Here is a 26,502-nt window from a genome sequence, read left to right on the forward strand (position 1 = left end):
CTCCCGCCGTCGTCGCCGGCCGGGCCGGGGGCGATCGACACGCGGTCGTCGACGTTGCGGTATCCCCCGCACGGGATGCCGCAACTTCCGCCCCGTTGCGCCGCCCGACGGGCCGGTCACGCGTCGAGCATGGCCCGGCCGAGGGGGGTCAGGGTGTGCAGGACCGTGTTGCGGTCCCGGCGGCTGACCAGCAGCCCGGCGTTGCGCAGCACGGCGGTGTGCTGACTGGCCGCGGCGGCCGAGATGTGCAGCCGGCGGGCCACCTCGCCGGTGGTCGCGCCGTCGTCGCTGGCTTCGAGCACCGCCGCCCGGGTGCGGCCGAGCAACGCCGCCAGCGCCTCCCGGCCGCCGCCCCCGGCGGGCCGGCCGCCCTCCCCCGGTGCCGGGTCCAGTCCGCCGAGCCGGTCGGCCGGGTAGACCAGCACCGGCGGCAGCGCCGGGTCGAGCAGCGCGACCGGGGTACGGGCGCAGAAGAACGACGGCACCAGCAGCAGCCCCCGACCGTCCAGGTGCAACTCCCGCCGGCTCGGATAGTCCACCACCTGGAGCACACCGGAGTCCCAGCGCATGCCCGGCCGCAGGCTGGCCAGCAGCCCCTCCGCGCCACCGTCGAGCAACGCCCGGGCCCGGACCGCGCGGTCGGCCTCCACGGCGGCCCGGATCCGCTGCCAGTACGGGTCGATCGCCACCGACCGGTACTGCGTCATCGACTCGGTCAGGTGGCGCAGCACCTCCGGCTCACCCCGGGCGAGCGCGGCGGCCGAGGACGGCAGCAGGTTCGCCTCGGCCAGCAGGTTCAGATCGCGACGCAACAGCTCGGTCGGGGTGGACCGGACGGCGTCCAGGCCCGCCTCGAAACCGTCGAGGCTCTGGTAGGGGGTGAGGAAGTCGGGAAAGTAGCCCCGGGGCGGGTTCAGCGCGAACAGCAGACGGAACTGGTCGGCGGCGGTGTCCCGGCGCAGCCCGGCGGCGACCCCCCGACGCCAGTGCGCCATCAGCGGGTCGCGGGTCCGCCCCTGGAGCAGGTGCAGGCTGAGGACCAACTCCCAGACCGGGTCGGCGGCGGGGGCCACCCGGGTCCGGAGGATGTCCTCCCGGGAGAAGTGGATGGTCAGCATGGGGCACTCCTGGGGCGGGGCAGGGGGAGGCCCGCCGACCCACTGAACTGTACCGGGCGGCACTTATCTCCACTTTTAAGCGTGGACTGAAAGACCTCGACGCCCGTCCCGCCGGTTGGCATGCTCCTACTGCCCGGTACGACACGCGGGGTTCTTCCCGCTGCCGGTCGGGCGGGCCGGGGCCCACCACGGTGGTGCCCGGGAGGCACCACGAGGGTCTGCGGCCCTGGTTCCGCAGAGGTGTCACCCGGGCCCCACCGTCCCCCTCCGGTGGGCGGGGTCAACCGATCCAGAGCGCCACCCGGTGGTCCTCGTCGGTGACATAGAAGCTGCGTCCGTCCATCTCGGCTACCCCCTCGACGTTCCGGAACGGCGTCAGCTCGGCCGCCACCTCGCCGGCGATCCGGCCGTCGTCGGTCGGCTCCCACCGGAACCGGACGTGCCGCGAGGTGACCTCACCGCCCGTGGGGTGGTCGTCCAGCAGCACCGAACCCTTGCCCAGCGCGTCGATCGAGCCGACCACCGCCGCGTACCCGCCGTCGGCCGTCGGGGTGACCGCGCGGAAGCCGACCAGCGCGCCGGGCGGCGTCACCCCGGTCAGCACGTACGCCCGGCCGGCGCGCGGCCAGCCGCCGCCCGGGGTGAACATCTCCGGCACCCCGGCCAGCTCGACCAGGACCGGTTCCCCGTCCACGGTCACCGGGAAGCGCAGCCCGAGCAGCACCGTCCCCTGCGCGGTGAACGCCGCCGCCTCCACGTTCAGCGGCAGGTCGTCGTCGGCCAGCCGGCGTACCCAGGACTTGGCCCGCGCGGTGCCCCGGGCGACGGTCTCCCCGATGAACCGCTGGCGCACCCGGTCACCCGGCGGCAACGGGGTGAACGCCGCCTTCACCAGCGCGTCGTTGACCGCCCGGTGCACCCGGAACCGGTTCCGGACCACCTGCACCGGCAGCGTCCCGGTGGCCGCGTCGTCCTCGCGGAAGCGGGCCACGAACGCCCGGCGGGGGCGCAGCGGGCCGGCCTTGGAACCGAAGTGCGACCCGAAGACGTACACCCAGCCGTCGTGGGCGGCGAGCGCCTCGCCGTCCTCGGTGCGGCCGTTCTCGACCCCGGCGTCGGCCGGCACGTGGTGGGCGACCCACTCGCCGTCGGTACGTTCCAGCAGCAGGGCCAGGCAGTGTTCCACAGGGCCCTCGTCGAGCACCGTCCAGAAGCCACGTACCGCGTCGTGTGCCCGCAGCAGGGACCGGGAGCGGACCGGCAACAGGTCGCTGGCCTCGTTACCGGCGACCACGAACTCCAGAAGTCTCAGGTTCACCGCGCCAGGGTACGGATCGCGCGCTCGTAGAGTGTCGGAATGCCCGACGCCTTCCCCACCCGTCCCCCGGCCGCCACGACCACCCCGCCCCACCCCGGCGGGCCGGACGGCGCCGGCGGAAACGGGGCGCTGCACGCGGACGCGGTGGCGGTGCTGACCGGGTGGACGCCGACCGGGCCGGCCGCCGCCGGGGCCCGCGACCGCACCCTCGACCTGCTCGCCGACGGTCCGGCCGCGCTGACCCGCCACCACCTGCCGGGTCACCTCACCGCGAGCGCGCTGATCCTCGACGCCGCCGGTGAGCGGGTGCTGCTCTGCCTGCACGGGAAGCTGCACCGCTGGGTGCAGTTGGGCGGGCACTGTGAACCGGGCGACGAGACGCTGGCCGGGGCGGCGTTACGCGAGGCCACCGAGGAGTCGGGCATCCCCGGGCTGGTCATCGACCCGGTACCGATCGACGTGGACATCCACCCGGTGCGCTGCCAGGGCGGCTCGCTGCACCACGACGTCCGGTTCGCGGTCTTCGCCCCACCGGGTGCGGTCGGGCAGGTCAGCGACGAGTCGGAGGCGCTCGGCTGGTTCCCGACCGGTCGGCTGCCGGAGCCGCTGGCCGGAGGGACCGCCCAGCTGGTTGCGCCGGCCCTGGCCGCCCACGCCCGCCGGAGCCGGTGACCGCGCCGCCGCCCGGCTCCGCTGACCGCGTCCACCGGCCCCGTGGCAGCGTTCAGGGGTCGCGCCGCTGACCGTGCTCCGCCCCCGCCCGGGGCCAACCCGCCCGGCGGTCGGCGGGTGCCGCCGGGCGGGGTCAGGACATGCGGTGGTTCAGACCAGCCCGTCCTCGCCCCGGGCCTTCAGCTCGTCGACCAGGGCCTTGACGTCCTGCGCCCGGTCACGCGGGCACACCAGCACCGCGTCGGGGGTGTCCACCACGATCAGGTCACGGACTCCGACGGCGGCCACCAGCCGACCCGACTGCGGCACCACCACCAGGTCGTGGGCGTCGTGCAGCAGCACCCCCGGCTTGGCGTCGGCCCCCAGCACCACGTTGCCGTCCGGGTCGGCCGGCAGCACCTCGCCGAGGGTGTGGAAGTCGCCGACGTCGTTCCAGCCGAAGTCGCCAGGCACGGTGGCGACCCGGCCGGCGGTGGCCGCGCCCTCCATCACCGCGTAGTCGACGGAGATCTTCGGCAGGGTCGGCCAGACCGTGCCGAGGACGTCGTCCTGCTCGGGGCCGCCCCAGGCCGCGGCGATCGCGGTCACGCCGGCGTGCAGGTCCGGCTGCTGGCGGGCCAGCTCGGCGAGGAAGACGTCCACCCGCCAGACGAACATGCTGGCGTTCCAGAGGTGCCGGCCCGAACGCAGGTACGCCTCGGCGACCGGCGCGGCCGGCTTCTCCTTGAACTCGGTCACCGGGCGTAGCGGGCCGTCCCCGGTCGGCTCCCCGGTCTCCAGGTACCCGTAGCCGGTCTCGGCCCGGGTCGGGGTGATCCCCACCGTCATCAGCAGACCCTGCTCGGCCCCCTGCACCGCCGCCCGGACGGTCCGCACCCAGGCGGCCGGATCCCGGATCAGGTGGTCGGCGGCGAACGAACCCATCACCGCCGACCCGTCGCGCCTGGCGATCACCGCCGCCGCCAGCGCGATCGCCGCGCAGGAGTCCCGGGGGGACGGCTCCACCAGGATGTTCTCCTCGGGCACCCCGCGCAGTTGCCGGGCCACCGCCGCCGCGTGGGCGACGCCGGTGACCACCAGGACACGCTCCGGTGTGGTCAGCGGCGTCAGCCGGTCGACGGTCGCCTGGAGCAGCGACGCGTCGGTGCCGGTGAGCGGGTGGAGGAACTTGGGGTGCCCCGCGCGGGACAGCGGCCACAACCTCGTGCCGCTGCCACCCGCCGGGATGACGGCGTAGAGCATCAGCACATCATGCCCGAACCGTCCCAGGTCGGATGGCGGCTCGGCCGTACCGTCAGCGACCACTCAGGAACGGGCCCGGCTCCACGCGGCGATGTGCACCTCGGCGCTCGACGCCCAGGTGAACTCCTTGGCCCGGTCGAAACCGGCCTTGGCCAGGGACAACCGGCGCTGCTCGTCGTCGAGCAGGGCGGCCAGGTCGGTGGCGATCTGGTCCGGGTCCTCGCTGGTGTAGGCGACCGCGTCACCGCCCACCTCGGGCAGCGACAGCCGGGGCGTGGTGAGCACCGGCGCGGCGCAGGCCATCGCCTCCAGGATCGGCAGGCCGAACCCCTCACCGTACGACGGGTAGGCGGCGACCAACGCACCGCCGAGGAAACCGGGCAGGTCGGCGTAGCGCAGGTAGCCGGGTCGCAGCAGCCGCAGGTGCGAAGGGACCTCGGCCACCGCGCGGTCGATGTCGTCGTCGTGCCCCTGGCCGCCGGCGACCACCAGGGCCGGCGGGTCCTCCCGGTCGGTCACCGCCCGCGCCCAGCCCCGGATCAGATTGGGTACGTTCTTGCGCGGCTCCTTGGCGCCGAGGAAGGCGACGTAGCTGCTGCCGCCGAGCCCGAGCCGGGCCCGCACCCGGGCCTTCTCCTCCTCGCCCGGGGCGTGGAACGCCTGCTGGTCGACCCCGTGGTAGGCCACGTCGATCCGGGTCGGGTCGGCGTCGAGCAGCCGGATCAACTCGTCGCGGGTGGCCTTGCTCGGCACGATCACCCGGCTGGCCCGGCGCAGCGACGTCTTGATCGCGCTGCGGAAGAACGTCCGGCGCGACTTGTCGTAGTGCTCCGGCTCGGTGAAGAACGTCGCATCGTGCACGGTCACCGTGACCGGGCAGCCGGCCCGCAGCGGGCAGGTGTAGAACGGCGAGTGCAGCACCTCGGCGCCGACCTGCTGGGCGAGCAGCGGCAGGCCGGTCTGCTCCCAGGCGAGCCGGGCCGGACGGTGGGCGACCGCGGCCGGAGCGGGGATCACCTCGGCCCCGGGCAGCATCCGGGTGTAACGCTCCAGGTCGGTGCGCAGGCTCACCACGACCAGGTCGACCGTCTCCCCGCACACTGTGCCGAGGGCGCCGAGCAGACCATCGACGTATCTACCGACGCCGCCTCGGTCGGCGGGGACACTCGTGGCGTCGATGAGCACGCGGGGCGGGCGACCGGCGGTCACGGGGCGACTCCTTGCAGTGGCGGGTCTGTGGGGAACAACACTCCGGGCAAGCCTACGCCGGAGCCCGGCGCGGACGCTGACTCCGACCCGACCGTACGCCGACTTGTCATCGCCATCGGATACGGACGGCAGGGGCGTATCGTTCGCGCCGATGGCCGACAACATTGCCCGGGTGTTCGCCGCCGCGATCGCGGCCGACCCCGCCCGCCCCCTGCTGACCTGGTACGACGACGCCACCGGGGAACGCACCGAACTCTCCGGCGCGACCCTGGCGAACTGGGTGGCCAAGACCGCCAACCTGCTCGTCGACGAGCTGGCCCGCAGCCCCGGCGATCCGGCCGGGGTGCTGCTGCCACCGCACTGGCAGACCGCCGCGGTGCTGCTCGGCTGCTGGTCCGCCGGGTTGACGGTGCGTGACGAACCGGGTGCGGTGGACGTGCTCTTCGCCGCCGCCGACCGGGTGGCCGAGGTGGACGCCTGGCCGGCCGGCGACCGCTACGCGCTGGCGCTCGCCCCGTTCGCCGCCCCGCTGCGGGAGGTCCCCGCCGGGTTCGCCGACTACGTGGTCGAGGTACGCACCCAGGGTGACCACTTCACGCCGTCCACCCAGGGTGGTCCGGCCGACGCGGACCTGCTGGCCGAGGCGGACGCCCGCGCCACGGCCCTCGGCATCTCCCCCGGTGCCCGGCTGCTCGTCGACGCGGCGGTCCACCCCGACCCGCGCGACTGGCTGCTCGCTCCCCTGCTCCGCCGGGCCACGATCGTGCTGACCGGCAACGCCGACCGGTCCCGCCTCGCCACCCGCGCCGACACCGAACGCACCACCCAAACCCTGACCTGACCCCGATCCCGCCGCGCCCCCGCCCTGTCGCCCCCGCCCCGCCCTGCCCCGACTGGCACAGCCCCGGTGATCAAGAGGTATGCGTCATCTGTTCGCGGTCGGTTGACGCATACCTCTTGATCGCCAGGCTTTGACAGCGCTGGGGCGCGTTGATCAAGAGGTATGCGTCAAGGATGGCGGGTGGGGTGACGCGAAGCTCTTGATCACCGCGGCGGCCGGGGGGATCGGGCGGGGCCGGTGGGGATGGGAGACAGGGTGGGGTTACGGGGTGGGGCGGGTCTGGGCGAAGGCGGCGAAGGCGGTCAGCGACTCCGGGTTGGCCAGGGCACCCTTCGCGGCGGCCGACTCCACCGGGGTGCCGGTGAGGATCTTCTTGACCGGCACCTCCAGCTTCTTGGACGACAGGGTGCGCGGTACCGCCCTGACCTGGTGGATCTCGTCGGGAATGTGCCGGGGCGACAGGGCCGTACGCAGCTCGCGGGCGATCTTGCGGCGGAGCGTGTCGTCGAGTTCCAGGCCCTCGGCGAGCACCACGAAAAGCAGCAGCTCCCCCGCACCGCCCTCGTCGTCCTCCAGGTGCACCACGACCGAGTCGACCACCTCGTCGAGGCCCTCCACCACCGAGTAGAACTCGGCCGTGCCGAGCCGTACGCCGCCCCGGTTGAGGGTGGCGTCGGAGCGGCCGGTGATCACGCAGCCGCCCCGCTCGTTGATGGTGATCCAGTCACCGTGCCGCCACACCCCGGGATAGACGTCGAAGTACGCCTCGGCGTAACGGCTGCCGTCCGGGTCGTTCCAGAACCCCACAGGCATGCTCGGCATCGGCGCGGTGATCACCAACTCGCCCAGTTCGCCGAGGACCGGGGTGCCGTCGGACGAGCGGGCCTCCACCTTCGCACCGAGCGCCCGGCAGGTGATCTCACCGGCGTACACCGGCAGCAGCGGCACCCCGCCGACGAAGCCCGTGCAGACGTCCGTCCCACCGGACAGCGACTGGAGCTGGAGGTCGGTGCCGACCGTGTCGTACACCCAGGTGAAGCCCTCGGCGGGCAGCGGCGCGCCGGTGGAGCCGACCCCGCGCAGCGCGGACAGGTCGGCGACGTCCTTCGGCACCAGGCCGGACTTGCGGCAGGCCAGCAGGAACGGCGCGGACGTCCCGAAGTACGTGGTGCCGGTCTCCTCGGCCAGCCGCCACAGCGCGCCCAGGTCGGGGTGGCCGGGGTTGCCGTCGAACAGCACGATCGTCGCCCCGACGGCCGGCCCGGAGACCAGGAAGTTCCACATCATCCAGCCGGTGGTGGTGAACCAGAAGAACCGGTCGGCCGGGCCGAGATCATGGTGCAGGGCCAGCATCTTGAGGTGTTCCAACAGGATGCCGCCGTGGCCGTGCACGATCGGCTTCGGCAGGCCGGTGGTGCCCGAGGAGTAGAGCACGTAGAGCGGGTGGTCGAACGGGACCGGGGTGAAGGTCAACCCCTCGGTCGTCTCCGCCGCCAGCTCGGCCCAGCTCAGGCTGCTCTGCGGTACGCCGCCCGGGGCGACCGGCTGCCCGTCGGCTGGTCCGCCGGGCAGCACGGCTGCCGGGGCAGCACCGTCGGGGGCGGTCGGAGCAGGGCCGGCGGAACCTACCGGGGCGGAACCATCGGAGGCGGTCGGGTGCAGGTAGGCAATGGTGACGGTGTGGGTCAGCGACGGCAGGGCAGCCCGGATGGCGGCCACCTCGGCCCGCCGGTCGACCGGCTTGTCGCCGTACCGGTAGCCGTCCACGGCCACCAGGACCTTCGGGGCGATCTGCTGCCAGCGGTCGACGACACTGCGGGTGCCGAACTCCGGGGCGCAGGACGAGAAGATCGCCCCCAGGCTGCTGGTCGCCAGCAGAAGCACGTACGTCTCGGGGACGTTCGGCGCGTACGCCGCCACCCGGTCCCCGGCCACGACGCCGAGCCGACGCAGCCCGGCCGCCACCCGACGGACCTGCTCGCGCAGTTCGGCAACGGTCAGGGTGACCGGCGGACGGGTCTGGGAGTGGGCGACCACCACCGGGTCGTCATCGGCGCGGCCGGGCATCCGCAGCACGTTCTCGGCGTAGTTGAGCATCGCGCCGGGGAACCATCTGGCACCGGGCATCGTCGCGTCGCCCAGTGTCGCCGTCGGCGGGGTGTGCGACACCACCTCGAAGTGGTCCCAGATCGAGCGCCAGAAGGCATCCAGGTCGGTGACCGACCACTGCCACAGCGCGTCGTAGTCGGCGAAGTCCAGCCCCCGGTGCTCCCGTAGCCACCGCAGGTAGCCACCGATCCGGGACCGTTCGCGTACGTCCGCCGGCGGCGTCCACAGCACGTCACCCACCGCTCCACCCTCCCTGAGGCCCCACACGGCACTGTGCCCGGCCATGCCGCCATCTTGCCTACCTCGCAGCGCCATCATCCACACCGGGGCCCGACACGGAAACGTGCCCCGCGCACACAATCCGTCCCCACCTGCACACACAGCCCCCCTCCCGAACTCGGGCCGAACTCGGGCCGGACTCGGCTGGACTCGGGCCGGACTCGGCTGGGGTCGGGGCTGGGCCGTCCCCGATCTGGGCCGGGCCCGAGGGCTGGCTCGGACTGACGCCAGGTCGGGTTCCCCCCGGGTGCCGGGCTCGGGCGGAACTGCGACCGGGCTCGGGCGGAACTCGGGCCGGGCTCGGTGATCAAGAGATTCGAGTCAGCCTTCAGCCCAAAGTTGACGCAAACCTCTTGATCAACAGCCCTCGCCCCGGTGATCAAGAGGTTTGCGTCAGTCTCCGGGCTGAGATTGACGCAAACCTCTTGATCACCGGGCGGGGGCAGGGGCGGGCGGGCGGCGAGGCGAGGCGAGGCGAGGCGGGGGGAAGGAGGGCGGGGGGCGGGGAGGAGAGCGGGGCAGAGCGAGAGGGCCGGTGACTGGACGGGAGCGGGGGTCAGGAGGCGCGGTGGGCTTGGATGGCGCGGCGTTTGGCGAGGCGGTGGGCGCGGCGGATCTCGGCCTCCTTGTAACGGCGCTCGTCCTCGGCGGTCTCCGGGAGCACCGGGCGGACCATCCGGGGCGCGCCGCCCACGTCCACGCCGACGAACACGAGGTACGCGGTGGCCACCCGGACCGGTTCGTCCTCGGCCGAGTCCCACCGCTCGGCGATCACCTTCACGCCCACCTCCATCGAGGTGTTGCCGGTCCAGTTGACCTGGGCGTGGGCGTGCACCAGGTCACCTACCCGGACGGGCTCGGAGAAGACGATCTCGTCGATGGAGGCGGTCACCGCCGTACCGCCGCTGTGCCGGGCCGCCGCCGCGCCGGCCACGTCGTCGACGAACTTCATCAACACCCCACCGTGCACGGTTCCGTACAGATTGACATCGACAGCGGTCATGATGCGACTCAGCGTGACCCGGGAGTACGACGTCGGCTTGCCGGCAGGGGTGGTGGGGTGCTCGGTCATGGCAGAAACGGTACGGTGCGCCAATGCGACATCTCTGGAGCTTCCTCGCCGGGTTGGTGGTGGCACCCGTCACGTGGGTGTTGATCACTCTCGGGCAGGACGGGTCGGGCCGGACCGTGGACCGCTGGGTGGAGATCGGCACGTACAACACGGCCAACCTGATCGAGCCGGCCGTCTACCTCGGCGTCGCCGGCATCCTGCTGGGCCTGGTCGGCACCCTGCGCACCTCGCCGGTCGGCCCGCTCGTCGCCGGGCTGCTGCTGGTCACCCCGTACGTCGGGATGTTCATCGCTCCGTTCACCGTGCTCGACCGGATTCCCGACGACTGGAAGGTGCTCGGCGATCCGCTGCCGCTGCGCCAGCCGGTGCAGGACGGCACTCTGTTCCTGGTCGGTCTGCTGCTGCTGGTGGCCGTGTTCAGCGCCCAGCGGTGGCGGCGCTGGCCGCAGCCGGCGACCGGTCTGGAACCGGCCCCGGCGGACGACGACACTCCGCCGCCGCCCAGCTTCGCCACGAGCGACTGGCCGCCACCCCCACCGGCCCGCAGCGAGCCGGACACCGCCCCGCTGACCCTGGGCTACCCCGATCTGGACACCCCCACCGAGCCGCTGCCCCGACGGACCAGCAGCGAGTCGCCGTGGTCCGCGCCGCCGCGCTACGGCGCGAAGCCGGAGAACAGCACCGACAACCGTTGACGCCGCCGGGTGGGCCGGTCCGACCGGCCCACCCGCACCACGATGATCAAGGCCCGGTCACCGTCAGTCGCGACCGACGGCGCGGCAGGCGTCCGGACCGGAAGAGCCCCGGGACGGCCCGGCTTCAGCCAGACGCCGACGCCTGCGCAACGGAGGAGTGACGCGTCTGCCCGTCAGTCCTTGAGGAGTTGGCGGGCCATGACGATGCGTTGGACCTGGTTGGTGCCTTCGTAGATTTGGGTGATCTTGGCGTCGCGCATCATGCGTTCGACCGGGTAGTCGCGGGTGTAGCCGTAGCCGCCGAGGAGTTGGACGGCGTCGGTGGTGATCTCCATCGCGGCGTCCGAGGCGAAACACTTCGCGGCCGCCCCGAAGTAGGTGAGGTCCGCGTCGCCACGCTCGGACTTCCCGGCCGCCGCGTAGGTCAGCTGCCGTGCCGCCTCCAGCTTCATGCCCATGTCGGCGAGCATGAACTGGATGCCCTGGAACTCGGCGACCGGTTTGCCGAACTGTTTGCGTTCGCGGATGTAGCCCTTGGCGTAGTCCAGGGCGCCCTGGGCGATGCCGACGGCCTGGGCGGCGATGGTGACCCGGGTGTGGTCGAGGGTGCGCATGGCGGTGGTGAAGCCGGTGCCGGGGTCGCCGATGATGCGGTCGGCGGGGATGCGGACGTTGTCGAGGTAGACCTCGCGGGTGGGGGAGCCTTTGATGCCGAGCTTCTTCTCGGGTGCGCCGAAGCTGACGCCGGGGTCGGACTTCTCGACGACGAACGCGGAGATGCCCCGGGAGCGGGCCGCCGGGTCGGTGACGGCGAACACGGTGTAGAACTGTGAGACGCCGGCGTTGGTGATCCATCGTTTGACGCCGTTGAGGATCCAGTGGTCGCCGTCGCGGACTGCTTTGGTGGTCATCGATGCCGCGTCGCTGCCGGCCTCGGGCTCCGACAGGCAGTACGAGAACATCGCCTCACCCGCCGCCACCGGCGTCAGATAACGCCGCTTCAACTCCTCCGACCCCGCCAACAGCAGCGGCATCGTGCCCAGCTTGTTCACCGCCGGGATCAACGACGACGAGGCGCAGGCGCGGGCGACCTCCTCGATGACGATCGCGGTGGCCAGGGCGTCCGCGCCCGCACCGCCGTACTCGACGGGGATGTGCGGGGCGTGGAAGTCGGCGGCGCGCAGCGCGTCGTACGACGACGTGGGGAACTCCCCCGTCTCGTCGGCCTCGGCGGCGTACGGGGCCACCTTGGCGGCACAGACCTCGCGGACCGCCTCGCGGACCGCCTCGTGCTCCTCGGGCAACCGGTAGACGTCGAACGTCTGTTCTGCGGCCATGTCGGCCCTCCCCTTTCACCGCTATCATGCGCAGTCTGTGTGCCGTCTCCAGGCCGCCGACTGCCGCAGACTGAAGGATAGCCATCGTGGCTCCCCACCACGTTACCGGCCGGTAGGATCGTGCCGGGCAGGCGTCGACAGCGCACAACTACGCTGACCGAACGACAGGTTTTCCATCGGTGCCCGGCCAGGCGCCGCAGCCGATTGCGACGCAGTGAAGCGCCGCCAGTGCGAGCGGAGAAGACAGGCGTGACGATCCCGTACCCGAACATTCAGCCGGCGCCGACCATCTCCCCGGTGACGCCCCCCTCGGGTGCGCCGCGTCCCCGGGTGACGTTCCTGGGCACCGGCTACCTCGGCGCGACGTACGCCATCTGCTACGCCGAACTGGGCTACGAGGTGCTCGGCTTCGACGTCGACGCCGACAAGATCGCCAAGCTGAACGCGGGCGAGGTGCCGATCCACGAACCGGGTCTCGACGAGCTGCTGCGGCGCAACCTGGCCGCCGGTCGGCTGCGGTTCTCGACCGACATCGCCGAGACCGCCGAGTTCGGCGACGTGCACTTCATCTGCGTCGGCACCCCGCAGCGGGCCGACGGCATGGGCGCCGACCTGTCGTACGTCGAAGCCTCGGTGACCGCCCTGGCCCAGCAGCTGACCCGCAAGGCGCTGATCGTCGGCAAGTCCACCGTGCCGGTCGGCACCGCCGAGTGGGTGGAGCAGCTCGTCGGCAAGCACACCCCGGACGACCTGGGCGTCGAGGTGGCCTGGAGCCCCGAGTTCCTCCAGGAGGGCTTCGCCGTCGACGACGTGCTGCGCCCCAACCGGATCGTGGTCGGCGTCAAGACCGAGTGGGCCAACGCCATGCTCTACGCCGCCCACAAGGGCGTCTTCGACCTGGCCGCCACCGAGGACCGGGAGGTCCCGCTGGTGATCACCGACTTCGCCACCGCCGAACTGGTCAAGGTCGCCGCGAACGCCTTCCTGGCCACCAAGATCTCCTTCATCAACGCGATGGCCGAGGTCTGCGAGGCCAGCGGCGGCGACGTCACCCAGCTCGCCCGCGCCATCGGCTACGACCCCCGGATCGGCAACCGGTTCCTCCAGGCCGGACTCGGCTTCGGCGGCGCGTGCCTGCCCAAGGACATCCGCGCCTTCCAGGCCCGCGCCCAGGAGCTGGGCGCGGGTGAGGCGCTGCGCTTCCTGCACGAGGTCGACCTGATCAACCTGCGTCGCCGTACCCGGGTGCTCCAGCTCGCCGCCGACCTGCTCGGCCGCCGCTCCGGCCCGGCCGGCCCGGACTTCTCCGGCACCCGGATCGCGGTGCTCGGCGCGACCTTCAAACCCAACACCGACGACGTCCGCGACGCCCCGGCCCTCGCCGTCGCCGCGCTGCTCGCCAAGGCCGGCGCCGACGTGCACGTGTACGACCCCCAGGGCACCGGGAACGCCCGCCGGGTCGCCCCCGAGCTGGTCTACGAGTCCAGCATGAACGACGCCGTCTCCGGGGCCGACCTGGTCTGCGTACTCACCGAGTGGGCCGACTTCCGCAACGCCGACCCGGTCGCCCTCGGTGAGCTGGCCGCCGGGCGCAAGGTCGTCGACGGCCGCAACTGCCTCGACGCGGCACTGTGGACACAGGCCGGCTGGGAGTACCGGGGTATGGGCCGCCCCTGACGACACCGCGACGCGCCGGCGCGGGAGGTGATCCTCCCCGCGCCGGCGCTTTTTTGTACCCCTAACGGAGCGGCAGGTGTCGAAATCCACGCCCGCTCAGGGCATGCTGCGTGGGGGCGGCGTCCACAGTGCGTCCGGCCGGGTGGAGGGATGTCGTGGAGAGCTTCCAGTGCTCCTCGTGCGGGCGGCAGATCAAGCCGGCGGCCCGCTGCCCCAACTGCGGGGCCGAGCAACCGCAGTGGCGCGAACACCTCGCCGAGATCGAACGTTCCATCGCCGAGATGAAGGCCCGCGACGCCGAGATCGCCCGGGAGCAGCGGCAGATCGCCGCCAAGATGCAGGCCGCCCTCTTCCAGCGGGACATCCTCGCCCACGCCGGTGAGGAACGCATCAAGCAGGCCACCCGGCCGCGCCGGGTGCTACGCCGCAAGGCGGACCGGCGGCCACCCACCGCCACCACCGGTGCGCCGCCCCGGGTGCCCCGGCAGGGTGCCCCCGCCGGGCCGGACGGTCCGGACGAACCACCGCTCCCACCGCCGTACCGGACCGCCACCTGGCTGGGCGCGGACAACCCGGAACACCCGGCCGAGGCGTCCTCCCGGGAGGTGCAGAACATCCCGCTCGGGCTGGGTGCGCTGGTGCTGGCCGTCGCCGCGGTGGTCTTCGCCGCCGTCGCGACCAGCTCGATGGACGCCCTCGCCCGGCTCGGCATCCTGCTGGTCGCCACCGTCCTGCTGCTGCTCGCCCCGCCGGTGCTGGCCCGCCGGGGGCTGACCTCCACCGCCGAGACGATCTCGACGGTCGGCCTGCTGCTGGTGCCGCTGGCCGGGTACGCGCTGTGGGCGGTGGACCGGATCGGCGCGTCCGGGGCCGTCTTCTCCGGCGTGATCTTCGCGCTGACCACGGGCGTCGCCCTCGCCTACGCGGTGGGCACCGGCCTGCGGGCACCCCGGTTCGCGGCGGTGCTGGCCGCCCAACCCGTGGTGCCGTTGCTCGTCTACGGGTGGATCAGCGGCCCGACCGGCTGGGCGGTGGTGTTCACCGTGGTGGCCGTGCTCGACCTCGCGCTGGTCCGCTCCGGCATCATGCGGGAACGGCAGGCCCCACCGGAGTCCACCGCCGACCGGCCCTCGGGGCCGCCCCGGCAGCGGGTCGCCCCGGACGGACGGCCGGAGGGGGCACCCGAGGAGTCGGGCGAGGTGCTCGACGGCACGACGGTCCCCCGGGGCGGTGCCCCCCGGCCGGTGCCGTGGCTGCCCCAGACGACCTGGCTGCTGCACGGGGTGGCGGTGGCCCTCGCCCTAGCGTACGCGGTCACCGCGCTGCTGCGGGCGCAGACCGTACCGACGGCCACCGCTGCCGGCGCGGCGCTGCTGCTGGCCGCGGCGGTGGGCCTGGCCGGCACCCTGCTGCTGCGCCGACCGCCGTTGCCCGACCTGGGTGCCGGCATCCTCACCCTGGCCGTGATCGGCGCGCTGGGCCGGATCGCCTCGGTGGCCTTCCCGGGCCGGGCGCTGCTGCTGATCGCCGCGGTGATCACGCTGACCGGGCTGGCCGTGCGGGCCGTACCGGAAGCCGCCCGGCGGGGGCCGCAGCTCGCCTCCGCCGCGGCGCTGACCGTCAGCGGCCTGGTGGTGGCCGGCGGCGCGCTGCGGGCCGGGCTGGCACCGGTCGAGGCGGCGCTGCCCGCCTGGCGGGCCGACCTGGCCGCGTTCCCCGGCGAGGTGGCCGCGGCGGCCGGCCCGGCCGCCGGGCAGCTCGCCGCCAGCGCCCTGCTGCTCACCATCGCGGCGGTGCTCGCCCTGCCGCCGGAGATCCGCCGCGAGTTCGCGGTGGTCGGCGCGGGGTTGACCGCGCTGGCGGTGCCCGCCTCGCTGAGCCTGGGCTGGGCGGCGGCACCCTGGCCGATGGTGCTGGCGGCGGTCGCGATCGGCGTCGCCGGGCTCTGGGCGGCCACCACCCGGGCGGCCGTGGTGCACGCCGGGGCCGCCACCGTGGTCGGGTTCCTCGGGGCCGGTGCCGCGCTGAGCCGGCCGGCGCTGACCGCCGCCGCCCTGGCGGTGCTGATGCTGGCGGGCGTACTGGTGGCGCTCGCGCCGAGGGTACGGATCGCCCCGGCCGCCGCCGACGTCCTCTCCGGCTGGGCGGCCGGCGGCGCGGCGTTCGCGCTGCCCGGCGCGGTCGCCGCGTTCGTCGCGGCCACCGAGCCGTCCGGGCCGGTGCTCACCCCGGCGGTGCTGCGGGAGCTGACGGTGCCGATCCTGGCGGCGGGATTCCTCGCCGTCTGCGTCACCCTCGGCTACGCGGCGGTGATGCAGGTGTCGCAGCGGCACCTGAGCCTGCCGCACGCCGTCGGCACCGGACTGGGTGCGCTGGCGGTGATCGGGGCCGCCTTCTTCGCCCCGGGCCGCACGGCCGCCGACGCCTGGCTCGGCGGGCTGGTCCTGATCGCCACCCTGCTACTGCTCTTCGCCGGCCGGATCGACGCACGTCGCCCTTCGGACCTGGCGTTCGACGGCGCCGACCTGGCCGCTGCCGCCGTCACCACGGCGCTGATCGCCACCCTGGCCAGGATCACGGCGGTCATCTCGCCGGGCGGGCAGCTCGCGGTCGCCGCCGTGCTGGTGCTGGTGGTCGCCGTCGCCGCGCGGGCGATGCCCGAGGAGTGGCGGCGCGGGCCGGTGCTCGGCATCGCCGTCGGCGCTGCCCTGATCGGGGTGCTGGCCGGCTGGTCGGCGCTGCGCGGCGGGGTGGGCGTGCTGGCCACCCCGGGGCCGATCTGGGCCGGTGACCTCACCGGCTGGCCGGCCGCGCCGACCGGCGGTTCGACCTGGCAGGCCCCCGTCGCGCTGGCGCTGCTCGCGCTGGCCGCCGCGATCCTGCTCCCCACCCCCTGGAAGTACGACGTGGCCGGGGTCGGCGTGGTACTGGCCACCGTCGGCCTCCCGGCCGCCTTCGACCTGCCCTGGTGGTCCCCCGTACTGGTGGGGCTGGCCGTCGCCACCGCCTTCGGCACCGCCGCGGTGGCCTCCGCCGACCCGCGCGCCGGGTTGTCCCGGGCCACCGTGGCCGGGGTGGTCGCGCTGCACGCCGCCGGGGCCGGGCTGGTGCGCCCGTGGACCACCGCGCTCGCCCTGGGCGGCATCGCGCTGATCGGCCTGACCGTGGCGGCGATGGCCCGTTCCCTGGCCCCCTCGCTGGTCGAGGACGTCGAGACCGAGGGGATGCCGCCGCACCTGGTGCAGATCGGCGGCCTGGCGACCGCCGCCGCGCTGCTCGCGCTCCCCGGCGCGGTCGCCGCGCTGGCCGCCGAGTTCGGCCACGGTGCGCAGGTGGTGCTGACCGCCGCGCTGGCCGCGTCCAGCTTCGGGCTCGCCGCGGTGGCCGCCGTCCGCCGGCAGGTCCCGCAGTATCTGCCGTACGCGAGCGCGGCGGTCGCCGGCGGGGCGACCGTCAGTGCCGTCGCCGCCATCTTCGTCGACCTGCCGTCCGGGGTGTTCGCCGCCGCGGCGGCGTTGCTCGGGGTCCTCGCCGAACTGGTGCGGGCGTCGACCGTGCCACCGGTCGGGTCCGCCCAGCCGGTACGCCGCTGGGCGGTCCTGTTGGACGGTGCGCTGCGCCGGCTGCCCGACGACGGTACGCAGCGACGCTGGCGGATCGACCCCGCCGCCGGGGCGCTGGCCGCCGCGGCCGTGCCCACCGTGCTGGCCCTGGTGTCCCTCGCGCCGCTGCTGTTCGTGGCGCTGGTCGAGCCGCACCGGATGCTCGCCCACGTCTGGCAGGGGCCGCCGCCGCAGCTGCGGACCCCGCCACCGGAACTGGTGGACCCGACGCACGTGCTCACCGCTCTGCTGCTCACCGGCACCGCCGCGCTGGCCGCCACCGGTCTGGCCGGTGGCCGCCGGTCCCGGGCGGTGCCGGTGGTGCTGCCCGGTCTCGCGGTGACACTGCTGATCACCCCGATCGCGCTGGGCCTGGCCTGGCCACAGAACGCCCTGGCCGCGCTCGCCGTGTTCACCATCTCGATGCTGGGGCTCGCGTTGACCCCGCCGCCCCCACTGGCCGAGCGGGCCCGGTCGCTGCGGCTGGCCCGGGTACTGGTCTTCGTCATCGGGCTGGCCGGTGGCGGCGCGGGGCTCGCCGGCAGCCTGGCCAGCCGGGGGTTGACCCTGTTCACCCTGGGTGGCGCGGTCGGCGTCGGGGTGGTCGCCGCGCTCTTCGGCACCACCGGGCGGGCCCGCATCCTCGGCTGGTTGTTCGCCTCGCTGATGGCGCAGCTGTTCGTGCTCACCGCCGGTCTGGTGGCCGGCTTCCCCGCCGTCTGGTCGGCGTTCGGGGTGCTCGCGGTGGGCGCGGCGTTGCAGGTCTTCGCCGCGACGCTGCCCCGGCTGCGGCGACCCGAGGCGTACCGGGAGGCCGCCACCGTCGAGTGGAGCGGGTACGCCGCCGCGCTCATCGCCCTGGCGTTGGCGTTCGACTCGCCCCGGCACATCGCCGCCCTGCTCGCCGCCTGGGGTGCCGTGCTGGGCGTGGCCGCCGTCCGACCGGGGCGGCGACCGGTGGAGCGGCGGATCCTGTTCTGGGCGGTGGTCGCCTGCGAGATCGTCGCCTGGTGGATCATGATGCGGGTCGCCGACGTGGCGCTGCCCGAGGCGTACACGTTGCCGTTCGCGGCGCTCGCCCTGCTGGTCGGCATCCTCGAACTACGCGACCGCCCCGACCTGTCGAGCTGGGTGGCGTACGGCCCGGCGTTGATCGCGGCGTTCGTGCCGACGCTGGCGATCGTGCTCGCCACCGACTCCAGCATGATGCGCCAGGTGCTGCTGCTGCTCGGCGCGGTAGCGGTGCTGGTGTACGGCTCGACCAGCCGGCAGCAGGCCCCGGTCATCGTCGGCGCGGCGGTGACCGCGATCGCGGCGGTGCACGCCCTGTTCAGCCTCGGCCCGTGGCTGGTGCTCATCCCGGTCGGCCTGGTCCTGCTGGTGCTCGGGGCGAGCAACGAACGTCGCCGCCGAGCCCAGGACAGGCTCCAGACCGCCCTGCGCTCCATGAGGTGAATCGGAGGGTCACGGCGGGGTCGGACGTGGTCGGATACCGCAACATCGACCCCATTGCGCGGGCAGCCCGCCCCGACGGGCGGCCCCGCCGCAAGGTCAGGTCAGGGAGGCGCGGAGGGCGGCGTCCTTCTCGGCCACCAGGTCCTCCAGGTCGGCCTGGAAGGCGGTCATCCGGGCGCGTAGGGCCGGGTCGGTCGCGGCCAGGATGCGGACCGCGAGCAGGCCGGCGTTGCGGGCGTTGCCGATCGACACGGTGGCCACCGGAATCCCCGCCGGCATCTGCACGATGGACAGCAGCGAGTCCATCCCGTCCAGGTGCTTCAGCGGCACCGGCACCCCGATCACCGGCAGCGGGGTGACCGAGGCGACCATGCCGGGCAGCGCGGCGGCCCCGCCCGCCCCGGCGATGATCACCTTGAGGCCCCGGTCGGCGGCGTCCCGGCCGTACTCGATCATCTTGACCGGGGTGCGGTGCGCGGAGATCACCGCCACCTCGTACGGGACGTCGAACTCGTCCAGGGTGGCGGCGGCGGCCTTCATCACCGGCCAGTCCGAGTCGCTGCCCATGATCAGCCCGACGGTGCTCACCCGTGCCCCTCCCGCAGCCAGCGGGCGGCCCGCGCCGCCCGCGCCCGTACGTCGTCCAGATCGTCGCCGAGCACCGTGACGTGCCCGATCTTGCGGCCGGGCCGGACCTGCTTGCCGTACAGGTGGACCCGGGCGCCCGGTTCGGCGGCGAAGAGATGGTGCAGCCGCTCGTCGAGGGAGATCCCGCCCGGCTCACCGCCGAGCACGTTCGCCATCACCACCACCGGGGCGGCCAGCGAGGTGTCCCCCATCGGGTAGTCGAGCACCGCCCGTAGGTGCTGCTCGAACTGGGAGGTCCGGGCCCCCTCGATGGTCCAGTGCCCGGAGTTGTGCGGGCGCATCGCCAGCTCGTTGACGACCAGGCCGGCGTCGGTCTGGAACAGCTCCACCGCCAGCAGGCCGACCACACCCAGCGCGGTGGCCAGGTCGATGGCGAGCTGCTGGGCGGCGACGGCCAGTCCCTCCGCCAGGCCGGGCGCGGGGGCGAGCACCTCGACGCAGATCCCGTCCCGCTGCACGGTCTCCACCACCGGATAGACGGCGACCTGCCCGAACGGCGAGCGGGCCACCTGCACGGCCAGTTCCCGGCGCAGCGGCACCCGTTCCTCGACGAGCAGCGAGGTGCCGCCGGCGAGCAGGGTCGCGGCCAGCTCGGCGGCCTGTTCGGCGTCGGCGACCAGCCACACGCCGCGCCCGTCGTAGCCGCCCCGCGCCGCCTTGAGCACCACCGGCCAGCCGTGCTCCGCGCCGAAGGCGAGCAGGTCCGCCGGGTCCTCCACCGGCCGCCACGCCGGGTTGGGGGCACCGAGCGCGCCGAGCCGTTCCCGCATCACCCGCTTGTCCTGGGCGTGCAGCAACGCGTCGGCGGGCGGGAACAGCTTCACCCCCTCGGCGGCGAGGGTGCGGATGTGCTCGGTCGGGACGTGCTCGTGGTCGAACGTGACCACGTCGCAGCCCTTGGCGAAGGTACGCAGCGCGGCGAGGTCGGTGTGGTCGCCGTACTGCACGTCGGCGGCGACGAGCGCGGCACCGTCGTCGGGGGTGAGCGCCAGCACGCGCAGTGACTGGCCGAGGGCGATGGCGGCCTGGTGGGTCATCCGGGCCAGTTGGCCGCCACCCACCATGCCGACGACGGGCAGACCGGTACGGGAGTCCATAGCGCCGCCAGCCTAACCGGGCCGGGCCGCCGGCCGACCCGAGGGCCACCCCCGGCGGTCGGACCGGCCCACGCGACCCCCGCCAGCCGGGGACCCGCCCAGCCGGCCGGGGACCGCCGGAAGCCGAGGACCGCCGACGCCGGAGCCCGCCGGAAGCCGGGGCCGCCGGGCCGGCTCAGGTGAGCTGGGCGACCAGGTCGTCGACCGAGGTCACCGGCCGCTGGCAGACGAACCCCCGGCAGACGTACGCGGTGGGGCGCCCGTCGAGCAGCGGCCGGTCGGCGAGCAGCGGCACGCCGGGCTGGTCGGTCCGGCCGGCGACCACCACCGCACCGGGTGGGGCGTGCCGGTGCGCGGCGGCGACCAGCGGGTCCCCGGCCGGGTCGTCGGTGACCACCGCGATCTCGTACGGCCCGGACAGCAGCGCCTCCCCGGTGGTGGCCGCGTACCCGGTGAACCGGGCGTGCCGGCCGACGATCGGCGCGACCGTGGACAGGGCCGCCTCCGCTGCCTCCCGGTAGCGGGTCTCCCCGCTCAACGCCGCGTACGCGGTCAACGCCGCCGCGATCGCCGACCGGCCCGACGGGGTGGCGTTGTCGGTCGGGTCGGCCGGCCGGGCGACCAGCCGTTCGGCGTCGTCGGCGGTGTCGTAGAAGCCGCCGTCGGAAGCGGCGAACCGGGCCAGCGCCACGTCGAGCAGGCCGCCGGCCAGTTCCAGCCAGCGTCCCTCGCCGGTGAGCTGGTGCAGCGCGCAGAACGCCTCGGCGACGCAGCCGTAGTCCTCCAGCACGCCGGCCGGTTCGCCGACGACGCCGTCGCGGGAGGCCCGCCGCAGCCGGCCGTCGACCAGGTGCACGTCGGCCAGGTGGGTGGCGGCGTCGCGCAGCGCCCCGTCGGCGACGATGGCGATCCCGTCCATCAGGTTGGCGTCCTCGTCGTCGGAGGTCACCCGGATCGCGACGACCTGGAGGAACTCGACGAGGGCGGTGATCGCCAACCCGTTCCAGGCGGCCACCACCTTGTCGTCGCGGGCCGGTTGGGGGCGGGTGTCCCGGGCGGCCAGCAGCCGGCCCACCACGCTGCGCCAGCGGTCCCGGACCTCCGGGTCGGCCTCGTCGACGTCCCGGGCCAGCCGCAGCACGCTGGTGCCCGCGGTGCCGTGCCCGGCCGTATCCGTGGCGGTGTCCGACCCGGCGTCCGGGCGGGGTTCGAAGGTGCCGACCTCGGTGACATCGAACAGGTCGGCGGCGAAGCGGCCGTCGTCCTCGCCGAGCGCCTCGACGAGCTGCGCCGGGGTCCAGACGTAGGTGAGGCCCTCCACGCCGTCGGTGTCGGCGTCGAGCGCGGAGGCGAAACCCCCGCCGGGGCGGTGCAGTTCGTCGGCGAGGAACCGGGCGGTGTCCCGGGCCACCCGGCGGGCCAGCGGGTCGCCGGTGAGCCGCCACAGCTGGGTGTAGACCCGCAGCAGCAGGGCGTTGTCGTAGAGCATCTTCTCGAAGTGCGGCACCGTCCAGTGGGCGTCCACCGAGTAGCGGGCGAACCCGCCGGCGAGCTGGTCGTGCAGGCCGCCCCGGGCCATCGCCTCGGCGGTGTGCCTGACGATCTCCAGGCTGCGCGCCGAGCCGGTCCGTTGGTGGTGCCGGAGCAGGAAGAGCAGGTTCATGTGCGGCGGGAACTTCGGCGCGCCGCCGAAGCCGCCGTTGGTCTCGTCGTACTCGGTGGCGAGTTGGTCGGCGGCGGCGTCGAGCAGTCCGGCGGTGAGCGGGGCGGTGGGGCCGCCGACGGCCTGGGCGCCGCCGATCGCCTCGACCACCGCGGCGCCCTGCCGCAGTACGGCCTCCCGCTGCTCCCGCCACGCGGTGCCCACCGACTCCAGCAGCCGGACGAAGTTGGGCTTCGGGAAGTAGGTGCCGCAGAAGAACGGAGTGCCGTCGGGGGTGGCGAAGACCGTCATCGGCCAGCCGCCCTGGCCGGTCATCGCCTGGGTGGCGGTCATGTAGACGGCGTCGACGTCGGGCCGTTCCTCACGGTCCACCTTGACCGCCACGAAACCGGCGTTGACCAGCGCGCCGACCGTCTCGTCCTCGAACGACTCGTGGGCCATCACGTGGCACCAGTGACAGGCGGCGTAGCCGACCGAGATGAGCACCGGGACGTCCCGCCGCCGGGCCTCGGCGAACGCCTCGTCGCACCACGGCCACCAGTCGACCGGGTTGTCGGCGTGCTGGAGCAGGTACGGCGAGGTGGCCTGGGCGAGTCGGTTCACCCGACGACCCTATCCACCCCCGGGCGCACCCGCCGGGGCAACCGTTGCGCCGATATCGGGTCTTCCCCCGTTCACATTCATCGACTTTGATCTGTTCGGGTCCGGTGATCGGCACCGGGCCGCGAGGAGGTCCCCATGCGCGGTTCCCGTCTCCTGTCGGCGCTCACCTCGGTCGCGGTCGTCGCGGCGGTGTTCACCACCGCCGCGCCCGCCTCGGCCGCGGTGGACCCCGGCACCCGGGTCTCGGCGACCACCGTGGTCGGTACGCACAACGCGTACGAACGCGGCACGTACACCTATCTGGCGCAGGCGCTCGACGCCCGCCCCGGCCTGATCGAGCTGGACGTCTGGCCGGACATCATCACCAAGCAGTGGCGGGTCAGCCACTCCAACCCGCTGGGCAACGACAACAACTGTGTCGCCGCCACCACCCCCGCGCAGCTCTACACCGGCACCCGCAACAAGAACCTGGAGAACTGCCTGGACGACATCCGACTCTGGTTCGACGCTCACCCCGACGCCGGGCCGCTCCAGCTCAAGCTGGAGTTGAAGATCGGCTTCAGCAGCCGTACCGGGCAGGGACCGGTCCAGCTCGACGCGGTGCTCGCCGCCCGGCTCGGCAGCCGGGTGTTCCGCCCCGCCGACCTGCGCGGCGGGTACGCCACCCTGGACGCCGCCGCCCGCGCGAACGCCTGGCCGACCCGGGCGCAGCTCGCCGGGAAGGTGATCGTGGAGCTGATCCCCGGCACCGTCGAGGAGGGCAACCCGACCGACACCCTGTGGACCGACATCGAGTACGCCCAGCACCTCGTCGGCCTGGCGGCGGCCGGCACCCTCGGCCAGGCCCAGGCGTTCCCGGCGGTGCACCGGGCCCAGGCCGGCGACCCGCGCACCAGGTACGCCGACACCAGCCTGCGCCCGTGGTTCGTCCTCTTCGACGGGGACGCCAGCGCGTACGTCACCGGCGGCATCGACACCTCCTGGTACGACACCAACCACTACCTGCTGGTGATGACCGACGCGCAGAACGTCCCCCCGGCGGTCGGCAACACCGACCCGACGGCCGCCCGCGCCCGCCTCGCCCAACTCGCCGCCGCCCACGCCAGCGTCGCCTCCGCCGACTGGGCCGCGCTGCCGACGGTCGTCGCCGAGGTCCTCCCCCGAGGCTGACCCACCCCCACCCCCTCCCCCACCCCCACACCCCGTCGATCATGGAGTTTCGGTGGTCGCTCTGTGTAGATTTGGGCGCTTCCAGGGCGCCACAACTCCATGATCGACGGGGTGGGGGTGGGGTGGGTTAGGAGGCGCCGTCGGCGCGTAGGGGGAAGACGTTCGACTCGGCGGAGTCGCGCAGCGAGCCGAGCACCGCGCCGATCTTGTCGGCGGGCATCGGCTTGAAGAAGTGGTAGCCCTGGGCGGCGGTGCAGCCCAGCGCCACCAGCGCGGCCCGCTGCTCGGCGGTCTCCACCCCTTCGGCGACCACCCGCAACCCCAGCTCGTGGGCGAGTCCGACGGTGGCCCGGACGATCGCCGCCGCCTCCGGCGAGTCGGCCATCCGGATCACGAAGGACCGGTCCACCTTCAGCTCGTCCACCGCGATCCGGGTCACGAACGACAGCGACGAGAAGCCGGTGCCGAAGTCGTCGACGGCCAGTTGGACACCCATCCTGCGCAGGTTCGCCAGCACCTCGTCGATAACTTCCAGCTCGCTCATCACCACCGTCTCGGTGATCTCCAGGACCAGCTTGTGCGCTGGCACCTGGTGCCGGCGCAACGCGTCGGCGATCTCCGAGGGCAGCCGTGGGTCGAGCAGGCTGCGCGCCGAGAGGTTCACCGAGATCGGCACGTCCAGCCCGTCCCGGGCCCAGTCGGCGGCCACCGAGAGCGCCTTGTCCAGCACGTACCGGGTGAACGTGCCGAGCTGTTCGCTGTTCTCCACCGGGCGGATGAAGTCGGACGGGCCGAGCCAGCCTCGCCGGGGATGCTGCCAGCGGATCAGTGCCTCCACCCCGGTCGGCGCTCCGGTGGCCAGGTCGACCGCCGGTTGCAGGGCCAACACCAGCTGGTCGTCGGCCTGCAACGCCTCCCGCAGCTCGGCCAGCAGGGCCAACTGGTCGGTGCTGGCCGCGTCCCGGGTGCTGTCGTACGCGGCGACGCTGCCGCCGCCCTCCTTCGCCTGGTACATGGCGATGTCGGCCCGGCGCAGCAGCTCGGTCAGGTCGGCGGTGCCCGCCCCGGCCACCACCACCCCCACCGCGACCTCCACCGACATCCGCACCCCGGCCACCTCGGTCGGCGCGGCCAGCCGTTCGGCGATCTCCCGGGCCTGCCGCAGCGCGTACGCCATCGGGGCGGCCCGGTCGCCGATCACCGGGACCGACGTCAGCAGCAGCGCGAACTCGTCGCCGCCGAGCCGGGCGAGCAGGTCACCGGGGCGGGCCAGGGTGCCCAGCCGGTTGCCGGTGAGCCGCAGCAACTGGTCACCGGCGGCATGCCCGAGGGTGTCGTTGACCTCTTTGAACTGGTTGATGTCGAGCAGCAGCAGGGCCACCGGGTGATCGTGGGCGAGCTGCCGCAGCGCCTGGTCGCCCTTGCTCAACATGGCCGTGCGGTTGGCCAGCCCGGTCAACGCGTCGTGCACCGCGTCGTACGACGAGCGGGCGCTGACCAGGCGCAGCTCCCGGTGGGTGGCCGCGTCGTGCAGGGCGGCGGCCAGGGCGTCGGAGTAGGCCGCCAACGCGTCCCGTTCCCGGTCGTCGGGCGGCCCGGAGACGGGGAACCGGACCCGGATCTGGCCGACCCGGACGTCCCCGACGGCCAGCGGTCGGACGAGTTCGTGGGCGTCCGGGGCCGCGCCGGCCGGCGGCCCGGCCTCCCGGTCGCGGAGGCGGCCGGAGGAATCCCCCCGGTAACGCCGCCACCGGCCGTCGGCCCGGGCCACGTCGACGTCGACCAGTTCCGCCCCGAACAGGGCCAGCGCCCCGGTCACCGCGGCGGTGGCCACCCCCCGCTCGTCGAGCTGGTTGAGGGCGGCGGTGGCCTCGGCGAACGCGCGCCAGGTGCGCTGTTCCTGGTCGGCGCGCAGCCGGTGCCGGTAGGTCTGCTGGAGCAGCCAGAGCAGCGGCGGGAGCAGCAGCAACCAACGCGGGTCGACCTCAAGCAACGCCACCACGACCAACCCGACCATCACGTTGCCGACGAACATCAGCACCTTGCCGCGCAGCGCGACGAGCAGCGCCGGGCCGACCGCGACGCCGTGCCGCAGCGCCAGGGTGGCCGCGCCCAGCCCGGCGGTGGTGAACAGGTAGGTGACCGCACCGGCGACGAGGGCGGGCACGAGCGTCGGGGTGGGGCCGGCCAGGAACGGCTCACCCAACGCGGTGGCGACGGTGACGGCGAGCGCGGTGGCCGCGGTCAGCGAGGCGGCGATCCGGACCAACTCCACCGGAGGACGACGGTCGGCGGCCAGCGACATCGCCGTCCAGGCCGCGCCGGTGCCGAGCAGCGCGGCAGCCGGCAGCCAGCCGGCCGGCGCCAGGTAGAGGCAGCCGATCAGGGCGGCCTCGCCCCAGGTGATGCTCACCATGCCGGTCGCGGTGCGGAAGCGCAGCCGGGCGAGCTGGGCCAGGGCGAACACGGCGGCGACGATGCCGAACCGGGCGACGGCCGGGAGCGGATCGTCGGCCGGCAGGGCGGTGGGCAGGCGCAGGCCGACCAGCACCGCCACCAGGGCGGTCACCGTCACCGCGAGGGTGAGGACGCGCACCCGCAGCGGAGTCTCCGTCGGCGTCGATCCGTCGTCGGACGCGCCGGCCCTGCCGGAGGTCACCGCCCGGCTCCGTCCGCGGGGCCGTCGACGGCGCGA

The 26,502-nt window shown here is 74.0% G+C and carries 17 protein-coding genes; 6 read left to right on the forward strand and 11 right to left on the reverse strand.

Annotated elements, in window-relative coordinates:
• Positions 1-116 precede the first annotated feature (116 nt).
• Positions 117-1,118, reverse strand: coding sequence for an ArsR/SmtB family transcription factor (locus ACN267_RS19455; protein ID WP_204956520.1), 1,002 nt, complete (start codon positions 1,116-1,118; stop codon positions 117-119).
• A gap of 280 nt (positions 1,119-1,398) precedes the next feature.
• Complete coding sequence (locus tag ACN267_RS19460; RefSeq protein WP_421489313.1) at positions 1,399-2,436, reverse strand: hypothetical protein; 1,038 nt, start codon at positions 2,434-2,436, stop codon at positions 1,399-1,401.
• Between the two features lie 39 nt (positions 2,437-2,475).
• On the opposite strand from ACN267_RS19460, the gene ACN267_RS19465 reads away from it, so the two are divergent.
• Complete coding sequence (locus ACN267_RS19465; protein ID WP_204956518.1) at positions 2,476-3,108, forward strand: NUDIX hydrolase; 633 nt, start codon at positions 2,476-2,478, stop codon at positions 3,106-3,108.
• 150 nt (positions 3,109-3,258) lie between these two features.
• Here ACN267_RS19465 and ACN267_RS19470 read toward each other — a convergent pair whose 3' ends face one another.
• Positions 3,259-4,350 (reverse strand): mannose-1-phosphate guanylyltransferase, encoded by a 1,092-nt coding sequence (locus tag ACN267_RS19470; protein ID WP_204956517.1) that lies wholly within the window; start codon positions 4,348-4,350, stop codon positions 3,259-3,261.
• A 63-nt stretch (positions 4,351-4,413) separates the two neighbouring features.
• Entirely contained in the window at positions 4,414-5,559 is a 1,146-nt protein-coding gene (locus ACN267_RS19475) for a glycosyltransferase family 4 protein (protein ID WP_204956516.1), read from the reverse strand.
• A 151-nt stretch (positions 5,560-5,710) separates the two neighbouring features.
• Between ACN267_RS19475 and ACN267_RS19480 the strand changes: the two genes are divergently transcribed.
• The gene (locus ACN267_RS19480; protein ID WP_204956515.1) at positions 5,711-6,400 is read left to right on the forward strand and encodes a TIGR03089 family protein; all 690 of its coding nucleotides are present in this window, start codon (positions 5,711-5,713) and stop codon (positions 6,398-6,400) included.
• Between the two features lie 261 nt (positions 6,401-6,661).
• Here ACN267_RS19480 and ACN267_RS19485 read toward each other — a convergent pair whose 3' ends face one another.
• Entirely contained in the window at positions 6,662-8,749 is a 2,088-nt protein-coding gene (locus ACN267_RS19485; RefSeq protein ID WP_421489314.1) for an acetoacetate--CoA ligase, read from the reverse strand.
• 595 nt (positions 8,750-9,344) lie between these two features.
• Complete coding sequence (locus tag ACN267_RS19490; RefSeq protein WP_204956513.1) at positions 9,345-9,860, reverse strand: acyl-CoA thioesterase; 516 nt, start codon at positions 9,858-9,860, stop codon at positions 9,345-9,347.
• Positions 9,861-9,883: 23 nt separating this feature from the next.
• Here ACN267_RS19490 and ACN267_RS19495 point away from each other — a divergent pair, with 23 nt between their 5' ends.
• Complete coding sequence (locus ACN267_RS19495) at positions 9,884-10,555, forward strand: hypothetical protein (protein ID WP_204956512.1); 672 nt, start codon at positions 9,884-9,886, stop codon at positions 10,553-10,555.
• A 173-nt stretch (positions 10,556-10,728) separates the two neighbouring features.
• Here ACN267_RS19495 and ACN267_RS19500 read toward each other — a convergent pair whose 3' ends face one another.
• Positions 10,729-11,892, reverse strand: a complete 1,164-nt coding sequence (locus ACN267_RS19500; RefSeq protein ID WP_421489315.1) for an acyl-CoA dehydrogenase family protein — start codon at positions 11,890-11,892, stop codon at positions 10,729-10,731.
• A 249-nt stretch (positions 11,893-12,141) separates the two neighbouring features.
• On the opposite strand from ACN267_RS19500, the gene ACN267_RS19505 reads away from it, so the two are divergent.
• Together ACN267_RS19505 and ACN267_RS19510 are read left to right on the forward strand one after the other, a co-directional pair.
• Entirely contained in the window at positions 12,142-13,569 is a 1,428-nt protein-coding gene (locus ACN267_RS19505; protein ID WP_204956510.1) for a UDP-glucose dehydrogenase family protein, read from the forward strand.
• Between the two features lie 155 nt (positions 13,570-13,724).
• Positions 13,725-18,626, forward strand: coding sequence for an SCO7613 C-terminal domain-containing membrane protein (locus ACN267_RS19510; protein ID WP_421489316.1), 4,902 nt, complete (start codon positions 13,725-13,727; stop codon positions 18,624-18,626).
• Between the two features lie 96 nt (positions 18,627-18,722).
• Here ACN267_RS19510 and purE read toward each other — a convergent pair whose 3' ends face one another.
• The 3 genes from purE to ACN267_RS19525 all read right to left on the reverse strand — a co-directional run bounded on the left by purE (position 18,723) and on the right by ACN267_RS19525 (position 22,637).
• Positions 18,723-19,214: a 5-(carboxyamino)imidazole ribonucleotide mutase gene (gene purE, locus ACN267_RS19515; RefSeq protein ID WP_204956508.1), complete on the reverse strand. Its 492-nt coding sequence runs from the start codon at positions 19,212-19,214 to the stop codon at positions 18,723-18,725.
• Positions 19,211-20,371 carry a 5-(carboxyamino)imidazole ribonucleotide synthase gene (locus ACN267_RS19520; RefSeq protein ID WP_281900432.1) on the reverse strand — a complete coding sequence of 387 codons (1,161 nt, stop codon included), beginning with the start codon at positions 20,369-20,371 and terminating at the stop codon, positions 19,211-19,213. The genes purE and ACN267_RS19520 overlap by 4 nt, the downstream gene beginning before the upstream one ends.
• A gap of 175 nt (positions 20,372-20,546) precedes the next feature.
• Positions 20,547-22,637: a thioredoxin domain-containing protein gene (locus ACN267_RS19525; RefSeq protein ID WP_421489317.1), complete on the reverse strand. Its 2,091-nt coding sequence runs from the start codon at positions 22,635-22,637 to the stop codon at positions 20,547-20,549.
• 135 nt (positions 22,638-22,772) lie between these two features.
• Here ACN267_RS19525 and ACN267_RS19530 point away from each other — a divergent pair, with 135 nt between their 5' ends.
• The gene (locus ACN267_RS19530; RefSeq protein WP_421489318.1) at positions 22,773-23,807 is read left to right on the forward strand and encodes a phosphatidylinositol-specific phospholipase C domain-containing protein; all 1,035 of its coding nucleotides are present in this window, start codon (positions 22,773-22,775) and stop codon (positions 23,805-23,807) included.
• Positions 23,808-23,934: 127 nt separating this feature from the next.
• Here ACN267_RS19530 and ACN267_RS19535 read toward each other — a convergent pair whose 3' ends face one another.
• Positions 23,935-26,382: a putative bifunctional diguanylate cyclase/phosphodiesterase gene (locus ACN267_RS19535; RefSeq protein ID WP_204957259.1), complete on the reverse strand. Its 2,448-nt coding sequence runs from the start codon at positions 26,380-26,382 to the stop codon at positions 23,935-23,937.
• Positions 26,383-26,502: the final 120 nt, after the last annotated feature.

This window comes from Micromonospora sp. WMMD734, assembly GCF_049178975.1.
Lineage (GTDB): Bacteria > Actinomycetota > Actinomycetes > Mycobacteriales > Micromonosporaceae > Micromonospora > Micromonospora wenchangensis.